Origin of the sequence: Microbacterium sp. NC79 (genome assembly GCF_019061125.1) — a bacterium.
GTDB lineage: Bacteria > Actinomycetota > Actinomycetes > Actinomycetales > Microbacteriaceae > Microbacterium.
On record NZ_JAHQYI010000001.1, the window covers coordinates 746,742 to 766,346 of the forward strand.

The 19,605-nt window shown below is 60.5% G+C and carries 17 protein-coding genes; all 17 read left to right on the forward strand.

The features are described from left to right. The first annotated feature begins 46 nt into the window (after positions 1–46). Positions 47–1,180, forward strand: a complete 1,134-nt coding sequence (locus KTJ77_RS03245) for a 5-(carboxyamino)imidazole ribonucleotide synthase (RefSeq protein WP_217337072.1) — start codon at positions 47–49, stop codon at positions 1,178–1,180. A gap of 127 nt (positions 1,181–1,307) precedes the next feature. Continuing rightward, positions 1,308–1,775: a 5-(carboxyamino)imidazole ribonucleotide mutase gene (gene purE, locus KTJ77_RS03250; protein WP_217338304.1), complete on the forward strand. Its 468-nt coding sequence runs from the start codon at positions 1,308–1,310 to the stop codon at positions 1,773–1,775. Positions 1,776–1,819: 44 nt separating this feature from the next. Then, a complete protein-coding gene (locus KTJ77_RS03255; protein ID WP_254367347.1) occupies positions 1,820–3,190 on the forward strand; it encodes an LCP family protein in 1,371 nt (456 codons plus the stop codon). Between the two features lie 22 nt (positions 3,191–3,212). Further along, entirely contained in the window at positions 3,213–4,313 is a 1,101-nt protein-coding gene (locus KTJ77_RS03260) for a glycosyltransferase (protein ID WP_217337073.1), read from the forward strand. Positions 4,314–4,392: 79 nt separating this feature from the next. Beyond that, positions 4,393–6,852 (forward strand): VCBS repeat-containing protein, encoded by a 2,460-nt coding sequence (locus KTJ77_RS03265; protein ID WP_217337074.1) that lies wholly within the window; start codon positions 4,393–4,395, stop codon positions 6,850–6,852. 89 nt (positions 6,853–6,941) lie between these two features. Beyond that, entirely contained in the window at positions 6,942–7,868 is a 927-nt protein-coding gene (locus KTJ77_RS03270) for an ABC transporter permease (RefSeq protein WP_217337075.1), read from the forward strand. A gap of 8 nt (positions 7,869–7,876) precedes the next feature. Next, a complete protein-coding gene (locus tag KTJ77_RS03275) occupies positions 7,877–8,605 on the forward strand; it encodes an ABC transporter ATP-binding protein (RefSeq protein WP_254367348.1) in 729 nt (242 codons plus the stop codon). Next, the gene (locus tag KTJ77_RS03280) at positions 8,602–10,527 is read left to right on the forward strand and encodes a DUF6541 family protein (protein ID WP_217337077.1); all 1,926 of its coding nucleotides are present in this window, start codon (positions 8,602–8,604) and stop codon (positions 10,525–10,527) included. Before KTJ77_RS03275 ends, KTJ77_RS03280 begins: the two co-directional genes overlap by 4 nt. Positions 10,528–10,559: 32 nt before the next feature. Beyond that, complete coding sequence (locus KTJ77_RS03285; RefSeq protein ID WP_217337078.1) at positions 10,560–11,291, forward strand: glycosyltransferase family 2 protein; 732 nt, start codon at positions 10,560–10,562, stop codon at positions 11,289–11,291. A 5-nt stretch (positions 11,292–11,296) separates the two neighbouring features. Next, a complete protein-coding gene (locus tag KTJ77_RS03290) occupies positions 11,297–11,677 on the forward strand; it encodes a DUF2304 domain-containing protein (RefSeq protein ID WP_217337079.1) in 381 nt (126 codons plus the stop codon). Further along, positions 11,674–12,897, forward strand: a complete 1,224-nt coding sequence (locus KTJ77_RS03295; RefSeq protein WP_217337080.1) for a glycosyltransferase family 4 protein — start codon at positions 11,674–11,676, stop codon at positions 12,895–12,897. The genes KTJ77_RS03290 and KTJ77_RS03295 overlap by 4 nt, the downstream gene beginning before the upstream one ends. After that, positions 12,894–13,505 (forward strand): DapH/DapD/GlmU-related protein, encoded by a 612-nt coding sequence (locus KTJ77_RS03300; protein WP_367948813.1) that lies wholly within the window; start codon positions 12,894–12,896, stop codon positions 13,503–13,505. Before KTJ77_RS03295 ends, KTJ77_RS03300 begins: the two co-directional genes overlap by 4 nt. After that, positions 13,502–14,599, forward strand: coding sequence for a DegT/DnrJ/EryC1/StrS family aminotransferase (locus KTJ77_RS03305; RefSeq protein WP_217337081.1), 1,098 nt, complete (start codon positions 13,502–13,504; stop codon positions 14,597–14,599). Before KTJ77_RS03300 ends, KTJ77_RS03305 begins: the two co-directional genes overlap by 4 nt. Then, positions 14,596–15,582, forward strand: coding sequence for a Gfo/Idh/MocA family protein (locus KTJ77_RS03310; protein WP_217338307.1), 987 nt, complete (start codon positions 14,596–14,598; stop codon positions 15,580–15,582). The genes KTJ77_RS03305 and KTJ77_RS03310 overlap by 4 nt, the downstream gene beginning before the upstream one ends. Positions 15,583–15,694: 112 nt before the next feature. Further along, the gene (locus KTJ77_RS03315; protein ID WP_254367350.1) at positions 15,695–17,392 is read left to right on the forward strand and encodes an ABC transporter ATP-binding protein; all 1,698 of its coding nucleotides are present in this window, start codon (positions 15,695–15,697) and stop codon (positions 17,390–17,392) included. Between the two features lie 8 nt (positions 17,393–17,400). Beyond that, positions 17,401–18,480, forward strand: coding sequence for a glycosyltransferase (locus tag KTJ77_RS03320; protein WP_217337083.1), 1,080 nt, complete (start codon positions 17,401–17,403; stop codon positions 18,478–18,480). Continuing rightward, the gene (locus tag KTJ77_RS03325) at positions 18,477–19,604 is read left to right on the forward strand and encodes a glycosyltransferase family 1 protein (RefSeq protein ID WP_217337084.1); all 1,128 of its coding nucleotides are present in this window, start codon (positions 18,477–18,479) and stop codon (positions 19,602–19,604) included. The genes KTJ77_RS03320 and KTJ77_RS03325 overlap by 4 nt, the downstream gene beginning before the upstream one ends. Position 19,605: the final 1 nt, after the last annotated feature.

Genomic DNA, 19,605 nt, shown 5'->3' on the forward strand with positions numbered 1-19,605 from the left:
GATGAGCCTTGTGATTCATGCGGAACAATAGAGAGGGAGCGAAGGAGTGTTCATGCGTGTAGGTGTCATTGGCGGCGGACAGCTGGCTCGAATGATGATTGCCCCGGCGGTGGAGCTTGGCGTTGAGATTCGTGTGCTCGCCGAACAAGAGGGGATGTCTGCGGCGCTCGCCGCGTCGGCCGTTGGCGACTATCGCGACCTCGACACCGTTCTTGCCTTCGCGCGTGACGTCGATGTCATCACCTTCGATCACGAACACGTTCCGCAGGATGTGCTGCGCGCGATGGCTGCCGCCGGGATCGCGGTACACCCCGGCGCCGACGCATTGCGCTTCGCGCAAGACAAGCTCGACATGCGCCAGCGCCTCACCGAGCTGGGCGCGCCCCAGCCAGACTGGGCGGCGGTAACCACTGCGGCCGAACTCGGCGCCTTCCTCGACGCCCATGGTGGCCGTGCCGTTGTCAAGACGGCCCGAGGCGGGTACGACGGTAAGGGTGTTCGTGTTGTTGACAGCGCGAACGGTGCCGATGACTGGTTCGCGGCGCTCGCTGAAGATGCGCATGGCGGCGCCTTGCTCGTTGAAGAGCTCGTTGATTTCACGCGGGAGTTGGCGCAGCAGGTCGCGCGCCGTCCGTCAGGGCAGGTTGTCGCTTATCCGCTCGTGGAAACGGTGCAGGAGGGCGGCGTGTGCTCTGAGGTTCTGGCACCTGCGCCGGGTGCGAGCGCTGAACTGTTGGCGCGGGCGGAGTCGCTGGGCATTGCTATCGCCGAAGGTATCGGGGTGACCGGCATGCTCGCTGTTGAGCTCTTTGAGACTCGCGACGGTCGCATTTTGGTTAACGAACTTGCGATGCGCCCGCACAACAGTGGCCACTGGACGCAAGATGGTGCCATCACGAGCCAGTTTGAACAGCACCTGCGCGCGGTGCTGGACTTGCCGCTCGGGGCCACGGCGCCGACCGCAGGTAACGCCGTCATGCTCAACATCCTCGGTGGGCCGGTGGGGGAGAGCCTGGAGTCTCGTTTTGACGCCGCGATGGCCGCGCAACCCGGAGTGAAGATTCACACCTACGGCAAGGAGCCGCGTCCTGGTCGCAAGGTTGGTCACGTGAATGCGGCTGGCCAGGACTCCGCGAGCATCTTGGCAGCAGCTCGTGCGGCCAAGGCGTTCTTCGTTTGACGATACTTTTCAGCGAATTTGCCGCAAAAGGTGCGCGCCGCACGGGCAAATTTCCAGGCCGCACGCCTAGCCTGGACAGGTGACTGAACCCTTGCACTCGTCTGTATCGCCACTCGTGGGAGTCGTCATGGGCTCCGACTCGGATTGGCGCGTGATGGCTGATGCCTCCGCTGCACTCACCGAGTTCGGCATTGCACACGAAGTTGAGGTCGTGTCGGCACACCGCACGCCGGCAAAATTGCACGAATATGGCACGAAGGCTCGTGCTCGTGGACTGAAGGTCATCATTGCGGGCGCGGGTGGTGCCGCGCACCTTCCCGGCATGCTCGCTTCGGTCACTGCCCTTCCTGTCATCGGTGTTCCGGTTCCGCTCGCTCTTCTTGACGGCATGGACTCGCTGCTGTCCATTGTGCAGATGCCCGCCGGCATTCCGGTTGCCACCGTGTCGATCGGTGGTGCGAAGAACGCCGGCCTCCTTGCCGCCCGCATTCTTGGCGCGAACGACCCCGCGATCGCTGACCGCATCGAAGCGTACGCTCGCGAACTCGAGGCCCAGGTCGAGGAGAAGAACGCGCGGCTCAAGGCGTCCCTGTGATGGCTGCCCGCGGCGGCCAGAGTGCCGCGCGCTCGACGAGGCCGATGCGATATCCGGACGTGACGAGCGAAGCGGTCATGACGCGTCGTGGCTGGTGGTTGGTGCTCCTCGGCTTTCTGATTCCGGGTTCTGCCCAGGTTCTTGCCGGTAACCGCAAGCTCGGTCGTGTCGGCTTGGCTGCCACTCTGACGCTGTGGTTGGTTGCGTTGGTTGGGCTTGGCATTTTCTTCTTCGCGCGCGATTGGCTGTTCATTGTTCTGGAGCAGACGTGGCTGTTGTACGTCGCCCGAGCGATCATGTTCGCGTACGCGATTTTGTGGCTTGTTTTGGCGGTCGATACCTTGCGCCTCGTGAAGTTTGTGCGTGCCCGTGGCGGGGCACGCTTTGGCATCGCGGGTCTCGCTGTCGTGCTGATGTTCGCCGGTACGGGTGGCGCTCTGTACGCGGCAAATCTGGTGGGTGTCACAGGGGAGACACTCGACGATGTCTTCCAAAACGGGCCCGTTGCTGAGCCTGTTGACGGGTACTACAACATTTTGTTGCTCGGTGCCGACAGTGGTGATGGCCGTGACTCGATGCGGTTCGACAGTATCTCTGTGGTTTCGGTCAACGCCGAGACCGGTCAGGTGACCATCACCGGTATTCCGCGTGACATGCCCAACGTTCCGTTTGCGCCCGGGCCGATGGCTGACCTGTACCCGGACGGGTATGAAGGCCACAGCGATGCCACGTGTGGTTGGGAAGGCAAGATCAACCAGCTCAATACTGAGCTGATGCTGTGCCGCAACGGCGCCGATTTCTACCCCGATGCGGAAGGGAAAGCGTCCACCCCTGGAATTGAGGCGACGAAGGACGCAGCGGAGGGTGTGCTCGGCATTGAGATTCCGTATTACGCGTTTATCGATATGAGCCACTTCGCGAACCTGATCGATGCTCTCGGGGGCGTCGACATCAACGTGACCGAGCGTCTGCCGAAGGGCGGCGGGCCCGCGTACGAGGGTCAGAGCGCCGACGAGTGGGCCATCGGATGGATCGAAGTCGGCCAGCAGCGCATGGATGGCGACACCGCTCAGTGGTATGCCCGCTCGCGTTACACAACTAGCGACTGGGATCGCATGGAGCGCCAGCGCGAACTGCAGGCGGCGATCCTCGCCCAGTTTGACCCGCAGACGGTGCTGTTGCGCTTCCAAGACATTGCGAAGGCCGGAAGCGATTTGGTGAGCACCGACATTCCGAAGGGGCTGCTTGCCAAGCTTGCCGGCATCGCCGAGAAATCGCAGTCGCTTCCGATGACCACGATTGAGCTGGTTCCGCCGCTCGTTGACCCCGATTACCCGGACTACGCTGCCATTCAGCAGATGATCCAGGAGACGCTGCACCCGGTCGTTCCGGACGACGAGGGTGGTGAAGGCTAGGCGGGTACGCCAGCATAGCGATATGGGTGTGACACTGCGCTTCGTTGCCGACCAACTGGTCGCGCCTACCGACAACGACCTCGCCCACGCGAGCGGCGACCTGCTGCAAGCGTTGATCGCGTCGGCACCGCGCGGATGCGATGTTGCAGCCATTGCACCGAGTGGCGACGAACATCTCGCTTCATCGTTTTCTGGGCTTCGCGAAGTGCAACCGATTGGGCTCGCCAGGCGCGAACTTGCGGCCTCCTGGCCGCTAGGTATCGCGGGGACAGTGGGCGGCGGCTTGATTCATTCTGCATCGTTGATGGCGCCGCTCGTACGCCACGACCGCGCCAACCGAGGAGACCAGACGGTCGTTACATTGTGGGATTACGACGCGTGGGAATCGAAGTCGAGCATCTCCAAGACTCAGCGTCTGTGGACGCGCGCCATGCTGAAGCGAGCCGCGAAACACGCGGACGCCATCGTGGTTCCAACGTTCGCACTCGCAGCGAAACTGCACGACTTGCACGGTTTCGGCGAACGCATTCGCGTGATAGCGGGTGCGGCTCCCTCCCACTTTGTTGTGACGAGCGATAACGCGGCGCGGCTTCGAGACCTCAACATTCCGGCATCGTTTGTGGTGGTTCCGGTTGATCGTGTTCCGGAAGAAGACATTGCCGACGCGCTCGCGGGCGCGGCTGGCGGAGTGACAGCTGAGCGGGACGTTGTTGTTGTGGGTGCCGCGGAGGGTGCGGAACCTCGGATCGCGGAGTTGGCTGCTGCTGTGGGGATTCCCGAGCGGCATATTCACGTGCGCGGGGTTCTGGACGCTCCTGACCGGGCCGCTGTAATGGCCAAAGCAGATGTGGCGGTCTTCGCGGGCTCACGCGTGGCGTGGCCGTGGCGGATCATTGAGGCGCTGCGCCTCGGGATTCCGGTTGTTGCAACCGATAGCGCGGTTCATCGGGAAGTGATTGGCGATGGCGGCATGCTTGGGGCGAACGCGGACCTGAAGGATGCCGTTGCGCATGCAGTCGGCGCGGAGGGGGAGCGACTTCGGGTGCTCTCCAACGACCGTGGACGGGCATACTCGTGGCAGAGCGCGGCTGAGCAGGTCTGGCAACTTCACGCGGAACTTTAGGTGCCGCCAGCGGTACGACACGACGTGCGGAGAGTCGGATGTGCTTGCCATCATCCGTCACATTAGCCACACTGGTCACATGCGCCCCACCCCCGCACGTGCCCGAGCGCGCTCATTTGTCGTCACTATTGTGGCCGCTTTCGCGCTTATTGTTGGTCTTCTTGGCGGTGTGTCGGTTCCTGCAGTGGCTGTCGATGTATCGGCCACCAACGTCACCTCGAATGCTGATGCCGTCAGCGGCATCGTCAAGGCCGCCGATCTGAGCAAGTTTCAGGCAGGGCGCATCATCGACGATGCTGTCTTCTATAACTCATCGACGATGACAGAAGCGCAGATTCAGACGTTCCTGAACCAGAAGGTTCCGGTCTGTCAGCCCGGCTATACCTGCCTGAAAGATTTCAAGCAAACGACGACGAACAAGTCAAAAGACCAGATGTGCAATGGGTATACCGGCGGAACGAATGAGTCGGCCGCTCGCATCATCTCCAAGGTCGCGCAGTCGTGCGGAATTAACCCGCAAGTGATCCTCGTCATGCTGCAGAAAGAGCAGGGACTGGTAACTCACGTATGGCCAAGCAGCTGGCGCTATGACGCCGCTCTTGGTCAAGATTGCCCGGACACGCCTGCGGGGTGTAGCGCCGCGTACAAGGGATTCTTCTCACAGATCTACGGCGGCATGTGGCAGATGAAGCGTTACACGAACCCGCCTGGAACGTACAACTATTTCAACTGGTATCCGGTCGGCAAGACATCGCAGGTGCGCTATAACCCGGATGCGGCTTGCGGCAGCGGCTCAGTCCGGATCGAGAACCAAGCGACAGCAAGTCTCTACTACTACACCCCGTATCAGCCAAACGCAGCTGCAATTCGAGCGGGCTACGGTGAAGGCGACCGCTGTAGCGCGTACGGAAACCGTAACTTCTTCAATTACTTCAACGACTGGTTCGGCTCGACCTTCGCGGGGAGCACCCCGCCGGTCGTGCCTCCGACAATTCCTGCCTTCGAAGCACCGACGTGGCGGTCGACCGATAAAGACGGCGCGTTGTACGCAGTGAGCGGTAGCGATGTCTGGGCATACCCGCTCAACGGCGACCACTGGGGGACGCGAGTGAAGGTCGCGAGTGGACTGAAAACGCCCAAGAGCGTGACCATGGTGGGTGACCTGACGGGTGACGGAAAACGTGACCTCGTCGTTTTGAACTCGGCGGGCGTGGTCAGCTTGTTGCCAGGCAATGGATCAGCGTTCTCGGGCACGCCGCGGGTTCTGCCCATCGATGGCAAACGAATTAACGCGATTTACGGTGCGGGTGACTTCGATGGCGATGAGCGTAGCGACATCATCACGCGAACGAACGACGGCAAGCTCGAGTTGTGGCGTGGTACCCGCGCCGGCGTCGAATTGGTCGGTGTAATCGCAACAGGGTTTGGGGGTATCAAACACATCAGCGCCGGCATTGACTTCGATGGTGATGGCAACGGCGACGTTGTTGGAGTGCGGGCCGATGGCGCTCTCATGCTGTATCGCGGCGATGGTACCGGCGGCTTTGCCTCAACTACCCAAATCGGCCAGGGCTGGGACGTCATGTCTGCCGTTGTCGTGAGCGCAGACATCACGTCGGACAAAAAGATCGACGTGATCGCCCGCAACAAGGCCGGAAACATCGTGGTCTACACGACCAACGGCAAGGGAAGCTTCGGTCCGACGCACACGTCGGGAACCGGATGGAATCCGATCAGCCACCTGGCATCGACTGGGCCTAACAGTGTCTCAGTCAGCCTTCCCGTGGCAGGCGGTGCTAGCGACTTGACGCGGGATGGCCTCGTCGATCTTGCCGCGATTACGGCGACCGGAGAATTGCGAATCTACGCATCCGATGGCAAAGGTTGGTGGAATGCTGACGTTCGCAAGATCGGTGCTGTATCCCCTCAGGGGCGAGTTTTCCCGATGGGAGACTTCGACGGCGACGACCGTTCTGACTTCGGCATGGTAGACGCCAGCGGATTGTTTTGGTTGTACTCCAGTGCCGACCTCACCCAGAAACCACGCCAGATCGGCAGTGGTTGGGCGCCCATCACCATGATCGTCGGCAACGTCGATTTTGACGGAGACGGCAACCCTGATGTTCTCGCACGCCTGGCCGATGGTTCGTTGCGGGCCTACTTCGGCGATGGCTTGGGCGGTTGGAGAGAACCAAAGCTCGTGGGCTCGGGGTGGAACATCTTTGACCAGGTTTTCTCCGCAGGCGATTTCGATGGCGATGGCACTGTTGATCTCATCGCGCGCACGAAGGACGGCGCTTTGTGGCTCTACCCGCTGGACGGTAAGGGTAGTTGGGGTACGAATTACCAGATCGGCCAGGGCTGGCAAAAAATGACCGCGGTCGTTAGTGCGGGAGACTTCAACCAGGACGGAAACGTCGACGTATTCGCGCGTACCATTACGGGTGAGCTGTTGTTGTACCCCGGAAACGGTCGAGGGAGCTGGCTCGCACCACGCGCTGCTGGCACCGGCTGGAACGGCATCACCACATTCGGCTAACGAGTCCTTCGGGCTACTCGCAGGACTCGTCCTCTAGAATTATCGGCCGAGTGCCCTCTCGTGCGCCACATATTGAATTAGAGGTTATCTTGGCCGAATCCCCGTCGCTCTTTGCGAACGTTCCGCGATCGGAGTTTGACGTCCCTGGTCGAAGCCGCGGTCTGCTCGACGTGGTGCGATGGCGATACTTGCTGAAGCTCCTGGTCCGCACGGGTGTGACGACGCGCTACCGCAACTCCGTACTGGGATGGACCTGGTCGTATGTGCGCCCAGCCGCCCAATTCCTGGTCTTCTGGGTTGTCATGGGGCTCCTCCTCGACCTCGGCCGAGGGGTGCCAAACTACGCTGTCTACTTGTTCAGCGGAATCATCGTGATCAACCTGTTCAGCGAGGCATTCAAGAATGCGACGACGTCGATTGTCGGTAATGCTCCGTTGGTGCGAAAGGTTTATTTGCCCCGCCAATTGTTCGCGGTATCCGCGGTGATTGTGGCGCTGACACACTTCCTCCCACAGCTGGGTTTGCTCGCCATTGTTTGTTTGGTGATGGGGTGGTGGGCGCAGTTCTCGCTATTGCAGATCGTGGCCGTTATCGCTGCGGTCGTTCTCACGATGCTTTTTGCACTCGGACTTGGGCTCTTCTTCGGAGCCATCAACGTGCGGTTCCGGGATTCCGAGAACATCGTCGAGCTATTGCTGATGTTGGCGACCTGGGCATCTCCGGTTCTGTACCACTGGACTATGGTTGCTGACGCAGCGCAGAAGATCGGTGCCAATTGGATCACTCAGATTTATCTGCTCAATCCGATCACGCAGGCTGTCGAACTCTTCCACTTCGCATTCTGGGTACCCGTGACTGATCTTGCGCATTCAGACAACGCGGTTATCCAGGCGAACCCGGTCGCGCCAGACATGCTCTCAAACACACTGTGGGCGTTTGTCATTGCTCTTGGTGTCTTTGCGTTGGGCCAGCTTGTGTTCCGCAAGCTTGAAGGAAGGTTTGCGCAGGACCTATGAGTGCATCGATGATTACGTCGCGACCCAGCGTCATTCTCCAAAACGTCAAGAAAACATTCACCCTTAACCACGCGTTCTCTCTGAAAGACACGATGGTTGCCCTCGTGCGCGGACGCAAACGTACGAGCTCATTCGAAGCGCTCAGTGGCGTCGACCTTGTCATCAACGAGGGAGAATCTGTTGCGATTCTCGGCCTCAACGGGTCGGGCAAGTCAACGATGCTCAAGCTCGTCTCGGGTGTCATGCAGCCTGACGAAGGCGAAGTACTGACACGCGGTCGTGTGGCTGGCCTTATCGAGGTTGGTGCTGGCTTCCACCCTGAACTCTCCGGGCGTGAAAACGTGTTCTTGAACGCCGCCATCCTCGGTATGAAGCAGCACGAGATCGAAGAGCGTTACGACGACATCGTCAAGTTCAGCGGTATCGAGCAGTTTATTGACCAAGAGGTCAAGCACTACTCATCAGGCATGTTTATGCGTCTTGCCTTCTCCGTCGCGATTCACGTCGAACTTGACGTGCTCCTCGTCGACGAAATTCTTTCCGTCGGTGACGCGCCGTTCCGCGAGAAGTGCCGGGATAAATTCCAGGAACTGATTGCGCAGCGCAAAACGCTTGTCGTCGTGAGCCACGACGCCGAAATGGTACGTGAACTGTGCACACGCGGCGTCGTGGTGCACAAGGGTCAGATCATTTTCGACGGCGACATTGACAATGCGCTCGCAAGGATCGAAGGGTGATTGCCGAGTGGGCTGGCTCTAGCTATGTGATCGCGCTTGCCGCTGGCCTCATCTTCGCTCCCGGCCTTGCGCTGCTTGCCATCGTACGAGTACGCGGACTCATGCTCGTCGCGTTTGCACCGGTCATGAGCGTCGCGATGATCAGTGTTTCCGCGCTCGTCCTAGACCTGGCTGGCATTGGGTGGACACCGGTGGCATTCGGCGCAGCCATGATCGTGATGTTCGCTGTCGGCCTCATTATGCGCTGGCTCGCGCCGATGCCGCACAGCGAGCGGGGACATCGGGAATGGTTCGTCGCAATCGCGATTGCGATCGGCGGGTTTCTCACGCTGTGGCGACTGATTGCTTATATTCAGCACCCCGATGGCATTTCGCAATCGAATGACGCGATTTTCCATCTGAACGCCGTTCGATACATTCTCGAGACTCACTCGGCGTCGGCACTCGATGTCAGCGGGTTCATCGGCGGCACCGGGTTCTATCCGGCCGCATGGCATGGGATCACTTCGATGCTCGTGCTGATCTCCGGTGCGGACATTGCGGTGGCCGCAAACGCCGTCACCCTGGTGGTCGGTGCAGCGATTTGGCCACTGGGAATTGCCTGGTTGACGAAGGTCATTTTCCGGTCCGATTCGGCCGCGGCGGCCGCTGGTATTCTCGCCGCAGCCCTCCAGACCTTCCCCATCCTGATGTTCCAGTGGGGGGTTCTGTACCCGAACGCACTGTCAACCGCAATGCTTCCGGCCGCGTTGGCTGTTGTGCTGTCGATTCCTGAGTGGCTGCGCCTTCGTGCGGATTGGCGCACCTGGCTCCTGTCGGCGCTCTTGGTCATGACCTCCGTTGGAGCAATTGCGCTTGCACAACCGGCAACGCTTCTGGCCGGCGGCCTGGTCGTATCGATCTGGTTGACCTCTCAGATCGTGCGCTCGTCCGTCCGGATCATCGTGAAGCTAGCAGCTATTGCCGTGACGTGGGGTGGCCTTGCGGTGGTCTGGTACTTCTTCGCGCATTCGACAAGCGGTAGCCACTGGGGTCCGTTCCGAGGGCGGTTGCAAGCCGGCCTCGACATTTTGACGAACGCACATATTTTCATGGCCCCGGCAATTGCCGTCAGCGTGTTCATGCTGATCGGTCTCGTTGTCGCTACGCTCACCGCAGCGAATCGGTGGGTCGTTGTTGCCTGGGCCGGTATTTCCGCGCTTTACTTTGTTGCGGCTACCGTTGGTCGCGACTTCATTCGCGTCGAATTGCTTGGCGCCTGGTACGCAGATCCGTATCGCGTCGCCGCGCTGGCACCGCTGCTCACGATTCCGCTCGCTGCATACGGCCTCGCGATCACCGTCCGCAAGGCGACAGGCTGGTGGGCCGCCCGATCGGGTCGTGAAACTTCAGATCGGTCAGACTCGTGGCTGACCGTGGGCGTCGCGTCACTCGTCATGATCGTGATCACGCTGTTGCGACCGGTCCCGATGCCAACGCTCTACGGGGAGTTCGAAACAGAATCACTCTACGTCGAAGGTGACTCAACGTATTTGTCAACGGACGAGCGTCAGATGCTTGAATCGTTGGACGAACTTTTGCCTGCTGACGCGCGGGTGATCGCAAACCCCAGCACCGGTTCTGGGTTCGGCTACATGCTGAGTGGTCTGGACGTAAACCCGAAAACATGGGCACCGCCCGTGAACGAAGACTGGTGGATTCTGGCGGAATCGTTGCGCGACGTCGCATCCGTGCCAGAAGTTTGTGACGCGTTGGCTACGTTCGGGAGCCCACAGTACGTTCTCGACTTCGGAATCGGCGGTACGGAACCAGGGCGCTATGAGATGCCGGGTATGACTGACTTTGACGGCCAGCCCGGATTCTCGAAAGTCGCCGGCGTCGGAGACGTGTCAGTGTGGCAGATCACTGCGTGCGCTGAGTAGAGTCCGCCAGCGAGCCAGGTAAGCTTGAAACGATGGAAATTGTGGACCACTCCGTTCTCATCGTCATACCGGCGTTGAATGAACAAGAGTCTGTCGCGGACGTGGTCCGCGACGTTCACGCGGCCGTGCCGACGGCGACGTGCGTGGTCATTGACGACGGTTCAACCGACGGCACGGTAGCCGCGGCTACGGCTGCGGGCGCCACAGTACTCGCGTTGCCATTTAACCTCGGGGTCGGGGGAGCGATGCGTGCTGGCTTCCGGTATGCGAGAGCTAACGGCTACGACGTGGTTGTGCAGGTCGATGCTGACGGCCAACATGATCCTCGACTCGTTCCGACGCTCGTTGCGGGTCTTGATGATGCTGACATCGTCATTGGGGCGCGGTTCGCCGGTGTTGGCGACTACGGTGTGCGTGGCCCTCGCAAGTGGGCCATGAAGACGCTGGCCATGGTGATCGGCGCCATCGCGCGTCAGAAGCTCACCGATGTCACCAGCGGATTTAAAGCTGCTGGGCCTCGTGCTGTGGACCTGTTCGCCGACAACTATCCCGCAGAGTATCTCGGCGACACGATTGAGGCGCTTGTTATCGCGGCTCGCAGTGGCATGCGTATTCGGCAAATTCCCGTAGCCATGCGTGCGCGACAGGGCGGCGAACCCTCACACGGTCCCATCAAATCTGCCGTCTACCTGGTGCGCGCGGGTGCCGCACTCCTATTGGCGATGATGCGTCCTCGAGTGACCGTCGCCGAGGTGAAATCGTGAACCCCATGACCTACGCATTCGGTATTGTTGCGGCGCTTCTGACGCTGATCGCAATTATTGAGCTTACGCGTCGTGGTACGTTGCGCGAGCGGCATGCGCTCTGGTGGTTTGTCGGCGGCACGCTCGCGTTGATTATCGCCATTTTTCCGCAGATCCTCACCAGCACGGCGCGACTACTGGGCATTTCGATTCCCACCAACCTCGCCTTCTTCGTTGCCATCGGTCTGCTGTTCCTGGTCTCGCTCCAGTACGGTGCTGAGCTCACCAGGGTGGAGGAGAAGCTACGAGCTTTGGCAGAACAGAGCGCTTTCCAAGATCGTCGTCTTGCAGACCTCGAAGCGCGATTGAATGAGAAGGCAACAGACTCAAACGAGGACGCACCGTGAGCCGCGTCGTTATCGTCACTCGTCTGTACCCGCCTGAGGTCGGTGCCGGCGCCTTTCGTCTAGGTGCGCTTGGGCGTGCCGTTGCTCGTGAAGGCTCAGAGGTCACCGTGCTGACGACACGTCCGCCCAAGCACGCGCCGCGTACCCCCGATCCGACTGACGTCACCATCAAGCGGTGGCCCGTGCTACGTGACCGCGGCGGCAACGTGAGAGGCTACGTGCAGTACGCGTCATTCGACGCTCCGGCAGCTGTCCGTTCGCTGTTCACGCGATATGACGTCGCGGTTGCCGAGTCGCCGCCGACGACGGGACTCGTGGTTGCCATCGCTTCGTGGCTCAAGCGCAAGCCGTTTGTGTACTACGCCGCGGATGTCTGGACAGACGGAGTTGCCTCCATGGGCGCGGCGCGCATTGTCGTCAGCATCATGCGGTTCATGGAACGCGCTGTGTTGCGCCGCGCGGCTGCCACAATTTCCGTTTCTGATGAAGTTACTGAGCGCCTCGTTCTGCTCGGTGCCGATCGCGACCGGGTTGCCACTGTCGGTAACGGCATTGCGACTGACATTTTTCACCCCGACGTCCCAACGCCGGACGAAGACGGAACCTATTTTGTCTACACCGGGACGATGAGCGAGTGGCAGCAGCCCGATATCTTCGTGCGTGCCTTTGCCTCGATTGCGCGGGAATACCCGCATGTTCGACTGAAGTTCTTCGGACAGGGCGCCGTTGAGGGCGCATTGCGTGACGTCGCTGACGAGCTCGTTCCTGGCCGCGTCGATTTCGGTGGCGTAGTGAGCCCGGCGGAATCCGCGTCCTGGATCAAGGGTGCTGTTGGCGCTCTGGTCAGCATCGTTCCTGGCATTGGGTATGACTTTGCCAAACCCACGAAGACATACGCGGCTGCCGCTGTGGGCACCCCCGTGCTCTTTGCCGGGCCGAACACAGGGGGTGCTCTGGTGCGCGACGCAGACCTTGGCATGTCGACCGAGTTCACTGTTGAAGCCGTTGCAGCTGCCATGCGCACGATGCTCGCTGATGAGGCCCAAGGAATCCGCGAGGCGGAACGTAAACGCCGGAGCACATGGGCGCGCGAAAACGTGTCTCTGTCTGCCGTTGCTCACCGTGTCGCCCAAGTAATCGCTCAGGTTTCCAGCTCCCGCGCGAGTAGGATGGACACCGCGTCCTCGTTGGGAACCGAAGATAGGAACACCGCATCGTGACTGCCGAATTGCCCGTCCGTATCGTAGACACGGCAGATGTAGCTAATGGTGCCAGTATCGGAGCAGGCTCCAGCATTTGGCACCTCGCGCAGGTGCGCGAGGGCGTACAGATGGGCGAGAACTGTATCGTCGGGCGCGGCGCCTACATCGGTACCGGTGTTGTCATGGGCGACAACTGCAAGGTACAGAATTACGCGCTCGTATACGAACCAGCGAAGCTTGGCAACGGTGTCTTCATCGGTCCGGCCGTTGTACTGACGAATGACACCTACCCGCGTGCGATTAACCCGGATGGAACCATCAAGAGCGCGCACGACTGGGAGCCGGTGGGCGTCACGATTGAGCAGGGCGCATCGATCGGCGCGCGCGCAACGTGTGTGGCTCCGGTAACCATCGGCGCCTGGGCGACAGTTGCCGCCGGTGCCGTTGTGGTCAAAGATGTGCCAGCGCATGCACTCGTCGTCGGAGTACCGGCGAAGCGCATCGGCTGGGTGGGTAAGGCGGGTACGCCGCTTCAACCCACTGACGAAGAAAATGTGTGGGTTTGCCCCACCACTGGCACTCGCTACGTCGAGTCCAACGAAACATTGCAAGAGGAGTCCGCGTGACTGAATTCATTCCACCCGCAAAGCCGATCATTGGTGACGAAGAGCGCGCGGCTGTTGACCGTGTTCTCCGCAGCGGGATGATAGCTCAGGGCCCTGAAGTCGCCGCCTTCGAAAAGGAGTTCAGCGACTACTTTGTGCCTGGTCGTCCGTCGGTTGCTGTGAACAGTGGTACCTCCGGTCTCCACCTTGGCTTGCTGGCTTCGGGTGTCGGTCCTGGCGACGAAGTCATTGTTCCGTCGTTCACCTTCGCTGCCACAGGTAACTCTGTCGCTCTCACGGGCGCTACGCCTGTGTTCGCGGACATTGAGCCAGAGACCTTCACGCTTGACCCGGCGTCGGTTGAAGCATCGATCACGAGCCGGACCAAGGGCATCATGCCGGTTCACCTGTATGGCCACCCGGCACACATGCGCGAACTTCGCGCAATCGCCGACAAGCACGGCATCCGCCTGTACGAAGATGCTGCTCAGGCTCACGGAGCTGCCTTGCATGGTGAGCCGGTCGGCTCTTTCGGTGACTTCGCGATGTTCTCGCTGTACCCGACGAAGAACATGACGAGCGGTGAGGGCGGCATGATCGTCGCTGCCGACGAGAAGATCGCGCGCATGGCGCGGTTGCTGCGTAGCCAGGGCATGGAGAAGCAGTACGAGAACGAGATCGTCGGTTTCAACGCTCGTATGACTGACATTCACGCGGCGATCGGCCGCGTGCAACTCACCAAGGTCGGAGCCTGGACGAAGACTCGCCAGGAGAACGCGGCGTTCCTCGACGCCAACCTGCAGGGGGTTATCGTTCCTCCGGTTGCTGAGGGTGCAACGCACGTCTATCACCAGTACACGATCCGTGTCGCGGATGACCGCGACGGGTTCGTCGCAGCGCTGAAGAGCGAGCACAACGTCGGTGCAGGCGTCTACTACCCGATTCCTAACCACCGTCTGCCGTCGCTTGCGCCGTACGCTCCGGGCCTCGACCTGCCGGAGACCGAGCGCGCCGCTCGCGAAGTCATTTCGTTGCCGGTGCACCCGTCGCTTTCGCAGAGTGACCTTGACCGCATCGTTGCGGCGGTCAACGCGGTCTCAAAGGCTGGTGCATAATGACTCTTCGCGCTGGACTTCTCGGCGTCGGGATGATGGGACGCCACCACGCTCGCGTACTGCGTGAGGTGGATGGCATCGAGCTCGTCGCGATTGCCGACCCCGGGGGAGACCCTCACAGCGTTGCGAAGGGCCTCCCGGTCCTGCCAGACGTTGACGCTCTCATCGAAGCTGGCATTGATATCGCCGTCGTGGCCGTTCCCACGCGCTTCCACGAGGAAGCAGCGTTGAAGCTTGCTGAAGCTGGGGTGCACACGCTCGTCGAAAAGCCGATCGCAGATTCTGTGGAGCAGGGCCAGCGCATGGTCGAAGCCTTCGAATCGCGCGGCCTTGTCGGAGCGGTTGGTCACGTCGAGCGCTTCAACCCGGCATTGCAGCAGATGCGTCGCCGCATCGAAGCAGGCGACCTCGGTGCTATTTACCAAATCGCAACGCGTCGACAGGGGCCCTTCCCTTCTCGAATCGCTGATGTTGGTGTTGGCAAGGACCTCGCTTCGCACGATATTGACCTCACGGCATGGGTCGTGCAGAGCGACTTCACGACGGTGTTCGGACAGACCGCGTTCAAGAGCGGTCGCGAGTACGAAGACATGATCGCGATCACAGGTCGCCTGGCAAACGGCGTCATCACGAGCCACCTGGTCAACTGGCTGAGCCCCATGAAGGAACGCCTCACCGTTGTGACGGGTGAGAAAGGCGCGTTCATCGCCGACACGTCGACCGGTGACCTTACCTTCTACGCCAACGGAACGATCGACCTCGAGTGGGAGTCGATGGCGCAGTTCCGCGGTGTTTCGGAAGGCGATGTCACACGATTCGCCTTTGCAAAGCGCGAACCACTCCGTGTAGAGCACGAAGCCTTCCGCGACGCCGTTCTGGGTAAAGAAAGCGATGTCGTTACGATGACGCAGGGTCTGCGCACCCTGCGAGTCGTTGAGGCCGCGCTGGAGTCGGCACGGACCAACAGCGTCTTCACGCTTTGAACTCGCGCCGTACGGCGAGGGACGGGACTGATCGATGAAGGCGATCTTTGAAAATTTTCGTCGAATCCTGCCGCATCTACCCGCGAGCGCAAAATCATACATTTTCCGCTTCATGGTTCTGTCCGCGTCCCTAGCACTGCTCGACGTTGCTGCGCTGATGCTGTTGGCGGCTTCGCTGAATGCAATGATTCAGGGAGCTGCTGTTCCGCTGCCGATCATTGGACCGGTCCCGCCTGACGGGTACGTCTGGATCATTCTGGCCGTTTCGCTACTGATCATTGTCAAGTCCGCACTGTCGGTGGTCTTGCAGTGGACGTCGACGCGGCGGATGGCAACGTACGAGCTCGAGATCGGTGATCGTCTTTTCGATGCGTATATTAAGGCCCCCTGGGCGGCACGCCTGACGCGCAACACATCGGAGCTCGTGCGGATGGCTGACGTTGGCATTGCCAACGTGACGGGAGGGTTCCTCCTGCCCTTTATGAGCCTGTCCACGCTTGTGGTCACGTCAGTGGCCATCATTGTTTTGCTTTTCGTTGCCCAGTGGAGCACAGCTCTGGTGACGCTCATTTACTTGGGCATTATCGGATTCGTGCTCTATTGGGGGCTGGCCGCTCGAACAATTCGCGCGGGGCAGGTTAACCGCGACTACTCGTTTAAAGTGGCGTCGCTGCTGACCGACATGGTCGGTGCATTGAAAGAAATCACGCTTCGCAACAAGTCGGCTGAAGTTGCGGCTGTTGTACACAGCAACCGTATTTTCACTGCGAAGGCGCGCGCCAACCTCAATTTCCTGGCGTCGATGCCCCGTTTCATCCTTGATTCGGCGTTGGTCGGTGGCTTCCTTCTCGTTGGCGGATTCGCGCTGTTTACGTCAGGTCCGGAGTCGGCAATCGCCGCTGTTGCCCTCTTCGGCGTGGCTGGCATGCGATTGGTGCCAGCGCTCACCGGATTCCAAGCGCTTGTCAATCAGCTGACATCGAACATTCCGCACGTGAGCGCCGTTATCGATGACATCAACTCCGCCCAGGAGTATGTAGAAAATGCCGAGAAAATCGGTCACGACCCGATTGTGGGTAATCCTCGCGAACTGGTGCTGAGCGACGTTTCCTACACCTACCCCAACTCATCTGAAGCCGCTTTGCGTTCCGTTTCGGCAACGCTCCCCATGGGATCGCGCATCGGCGTGGCCGGTACGTCGGGCGCTGGAAAGTCCACGCTGATCGATATTCTGCTCGGGCTCTTGAGCCCGAGTTCAGGGCGCATCGCTTTTGGCGAGCATCAGCTTGAGGACGTCTTGTCTGAGTGGCGTAGTCGGGTGGGGTACGTGCCACAAGACGTGTCGTTATTCGATGGCACCGTTGCGCAGAACGTTGCGCTGACCTGGGGTGATGACATTGATCTTGACCGGGTACGAGACTCGTTGCGCCGCGCGCAGCTGCTCGACGTTCTCGAGAAGCGCTTAGGCGGACTCGACGCGCGCGTTGGGGACCGCGGTATGAACCTGTCGGGTGGACAACGTCAGCGCTTGGGACTCGCACGCGCGCTTTACTCCAACCCGGTGATTCTTGTCCTCGATGAAGCAACGAGTGCACTGGACACAAAGACCGAGGCCCGGGTCATGGATGCGATCCGTGAGCTCGATGACGTCACGGTCGTGTGCGTTGCACACCGTCTGTCTACGATTCGCGATAGCGATGAGATCTGGTTCATGCGCGATGGGCAGATTCAGTCCCGCGGAACCTTTGATGACGTGGTCGCAACTGAGCCCGAATTTGCTCAGCAGGCGGCACTCGCTGGTCTGGTATGAACGCTCGCGTGCAGATCGTCATCGCCGTCCACAACGTCGAACGTCCGATCGAGCGAGCGGTTGCCTCCGCATTGGCTGCATCCTCGACAGGCGAATCGAACGTGATCGTGGTCGCCCACGGTCTTGATCCCGTACTGGTCGAAAAGAAGCTCTCGGCGTTCGACCCCAGTCGGGTCACCGTGCTGCCTTTCACGGACGGCATCCGATCGCCTTCGGGCCCTTTCAACTACGGGCTGTCGCACGCATCTGCCGAATTTGTCGGCTTGCTCGGATCTGACGACGAACTCGAACCGGGTTCCATTGACGCCGCACTTGCGCGTGCAGACCGTGATGGTGCCGACATGGTGATCTTCGCGATTGCGCATGCAGGCGGGGAAGCGATTGCGACACCGTTGGCGCGCCCATGGCGTAAGAGCCACCTGCATCCGGTCAAAGACAGGCTGTTCTCTCGCTCGGCCCCGCTCGGCATCATCCGTCGGCACTACGTCACGACGTTGGCGCCGGTCTTTGATCCACAGTTCGTGACGGGGGAGGACCTCTCCTTCTCCGCCAGGCTCTTCGCGACGGCATCGATTTCATACGCGCGCAATGCGCCTGGTTACCTCATCCACGATGACGCGAACGACCGCGTGACGGCCGCAGCTGTGCTCGACCTTTCGGTTGCGTTTGCAGCGGTGAGGGCGTTGGCGGATGAACCATGGTTTCTCGCGACGAGCGAGAGAAACCGGCGGGCTCTTGCCGCGAAGATCATGCGAGTGCAGGTGCTCGGAGCGGTAACGAAGCGTCTCGAAGACAATCGCGCGCTCACGCCCGACGAACTGACCGCGCTTCGTGAAACGACATCGACGTGGCGTGAAGTTTCGCCCGCTGCGCTCGACGACTTTCCCCGTCGCGACCGCGCTGTGATTGCGGTGCTGGAAAGCTGCGACGAGACAGCGCTGCGGGAGGCGACGGCTAGAATGAAAAATTCACCACTGATCGACCGACTCGTGCCTCTCAAGCCCTGGCGACTTTTCGCACGGGAGAGCGTGCTGCGCCGATACGTCATCTACTTTGCGCATCAAATGACACCTCGGAGGGCGTCGTGAAAAGACTCTTGATTCTGTCGTTCTCACCCATCGCCTCTGATGCTCGAGTGCTCAAACAAGTCAAGGCATTCTCGGCGCAATACGACGTTGTGACGTGCGGGTACGGACCCGCTCCTGCGGGAGTGACCGAGCACTTTGCGTTGCCTGACGACGCGCCCGTGTGGCGGTACTCGCGCCCGGCGCTTATTCTTCGGCAATACGCATACGCGTACCGCAACAACAAAGCCGTTGCCGCTGCACGCACCGCGCTGATCGGACAACAGTTTGACGCCGTCTTGGCGGATGACGTCGATGCTGTTCCGTTGGCACTTGAACTCAAACCACGCCTCGGTGTGCACGCTGACCTTCACGAGTATTCGCCACGTATGCACGAAGAAGACTGGAAGTTCCGGTGGTTTGTCCGCCCCTTCATCGAGTGGAACTTGCGCACATTTGTGCGCCGGGCAACATCGTGGACAACGGTGGGGCAGGGGATCGCGGACGAGTATCAGCGCCGCTTTGGCTTTCGGCCGAATGTCGTCACGAACGCTGCGCCCTATGTAGACGCTGCCGCACAGCCGGTGGGCGACGTTATCAAGCTCGTGCACTCTGGTGCGGCGCTACGGGCACGCAACATCGACGCCATCGTGAACGCAGTGACAGCCACGAATGCGCCGGTCACCCTTGACATGTATCTCACGCCAAATGACCCCGGCTACCTCGAAGAGCTTCGGCAGTTGGCACAAGCATCGAGCGGCAAGATCACTCTGCATGACCCGGTGCCATATGCGGAGCTGTCGCAAACCCTGAACCGCTACGACGTTGGTGTGCACCTGTTGCCAGCCGTGAACTTCAATAACCTGTGGGCTCTACCCAACAAACTGTTTGACTACGTCCAGGCGCGTCTCGGCGTCATCATCGGCCCATCGCCGGAAATGAAACGCGTCGTGAACGAACACGGACTCGGCATCGTCGCTGATGGATTCACGAGTGTTGACCTGCAAAAGGTGCTCGAAAATGACATCACTCCTGCCCGTGTGCTTGAGTTCAAGAACGCATCCGATGCGAGCGCCCGCGAGCTATCGAGCGACACACAGGTGGCCATTTGGGTCAAGGCAATTGATGACCTGATGGCACGGGGCTGAC

What these genes read in the sequence shown, in the direction of transcription:
- purE (WP_217338304.1), top strand. Translation starts at nt 1,308, where the DNA reads ATGGGCTCCGACTCGGATTGGCGCGTGATGGCTGATGCCTCCGCTGCA.
- KTJ77_RS03265 (WP_217337074.1), top strand. Translation starts at nt 4,393, where the DNA reads ATGCGCCCCACCCCCGCACGTGCCCGAGCGCGCTCATTTGTCGTCACT.
- KTJ77_RS03290 (WP_217337079.1), top strand. Translation starts at nt 11,297, where the DNA reads ATGACCTACGCATTCGGTATTGTTGCGGCGCTTCTGACGCTGATCGCA.
- KTJ77_RS03315 (WP_254367350.1), top strand. Translation starts at nt 15,695, where the DNA reads ATGGTTCTGTCCGCGTCCCTAGCACTGCTCGACGTTGCTGCGCTGATG.
- KTJ77_RS03275 (WP_254367348.1), top strand. Translation starts at nt 7,877, where the DNA reads ATGATTACGTCGCGACCCAGCGTCATTCTCCAAAACGTCAAGAAAACA.
- KTJ77_RS03260 (WP_217337073.1), top strand. Translation starts at nt 3,213, where the DNA reads ATGGGTGTGACACTGCGCTTCGTTGCCGACCAACTGGTCGCGCCTACC.
- KTJ77_RS03255 (WP_254367347.1), top strand. Translation starts at nt 1,820, where the DNA reads ATGCGATATCCGGACGTGACGAGCGAAGCGGTCATGACGCGTCGTGGC.
- KTJ77_RS03285 (WP_217337078.1), top strand. Translation starts at nt 10,560, where the DNA reads ATGGAAATTGTGGACCACTCCGTTCTCATCGTCATACCGGCGTTGAAT.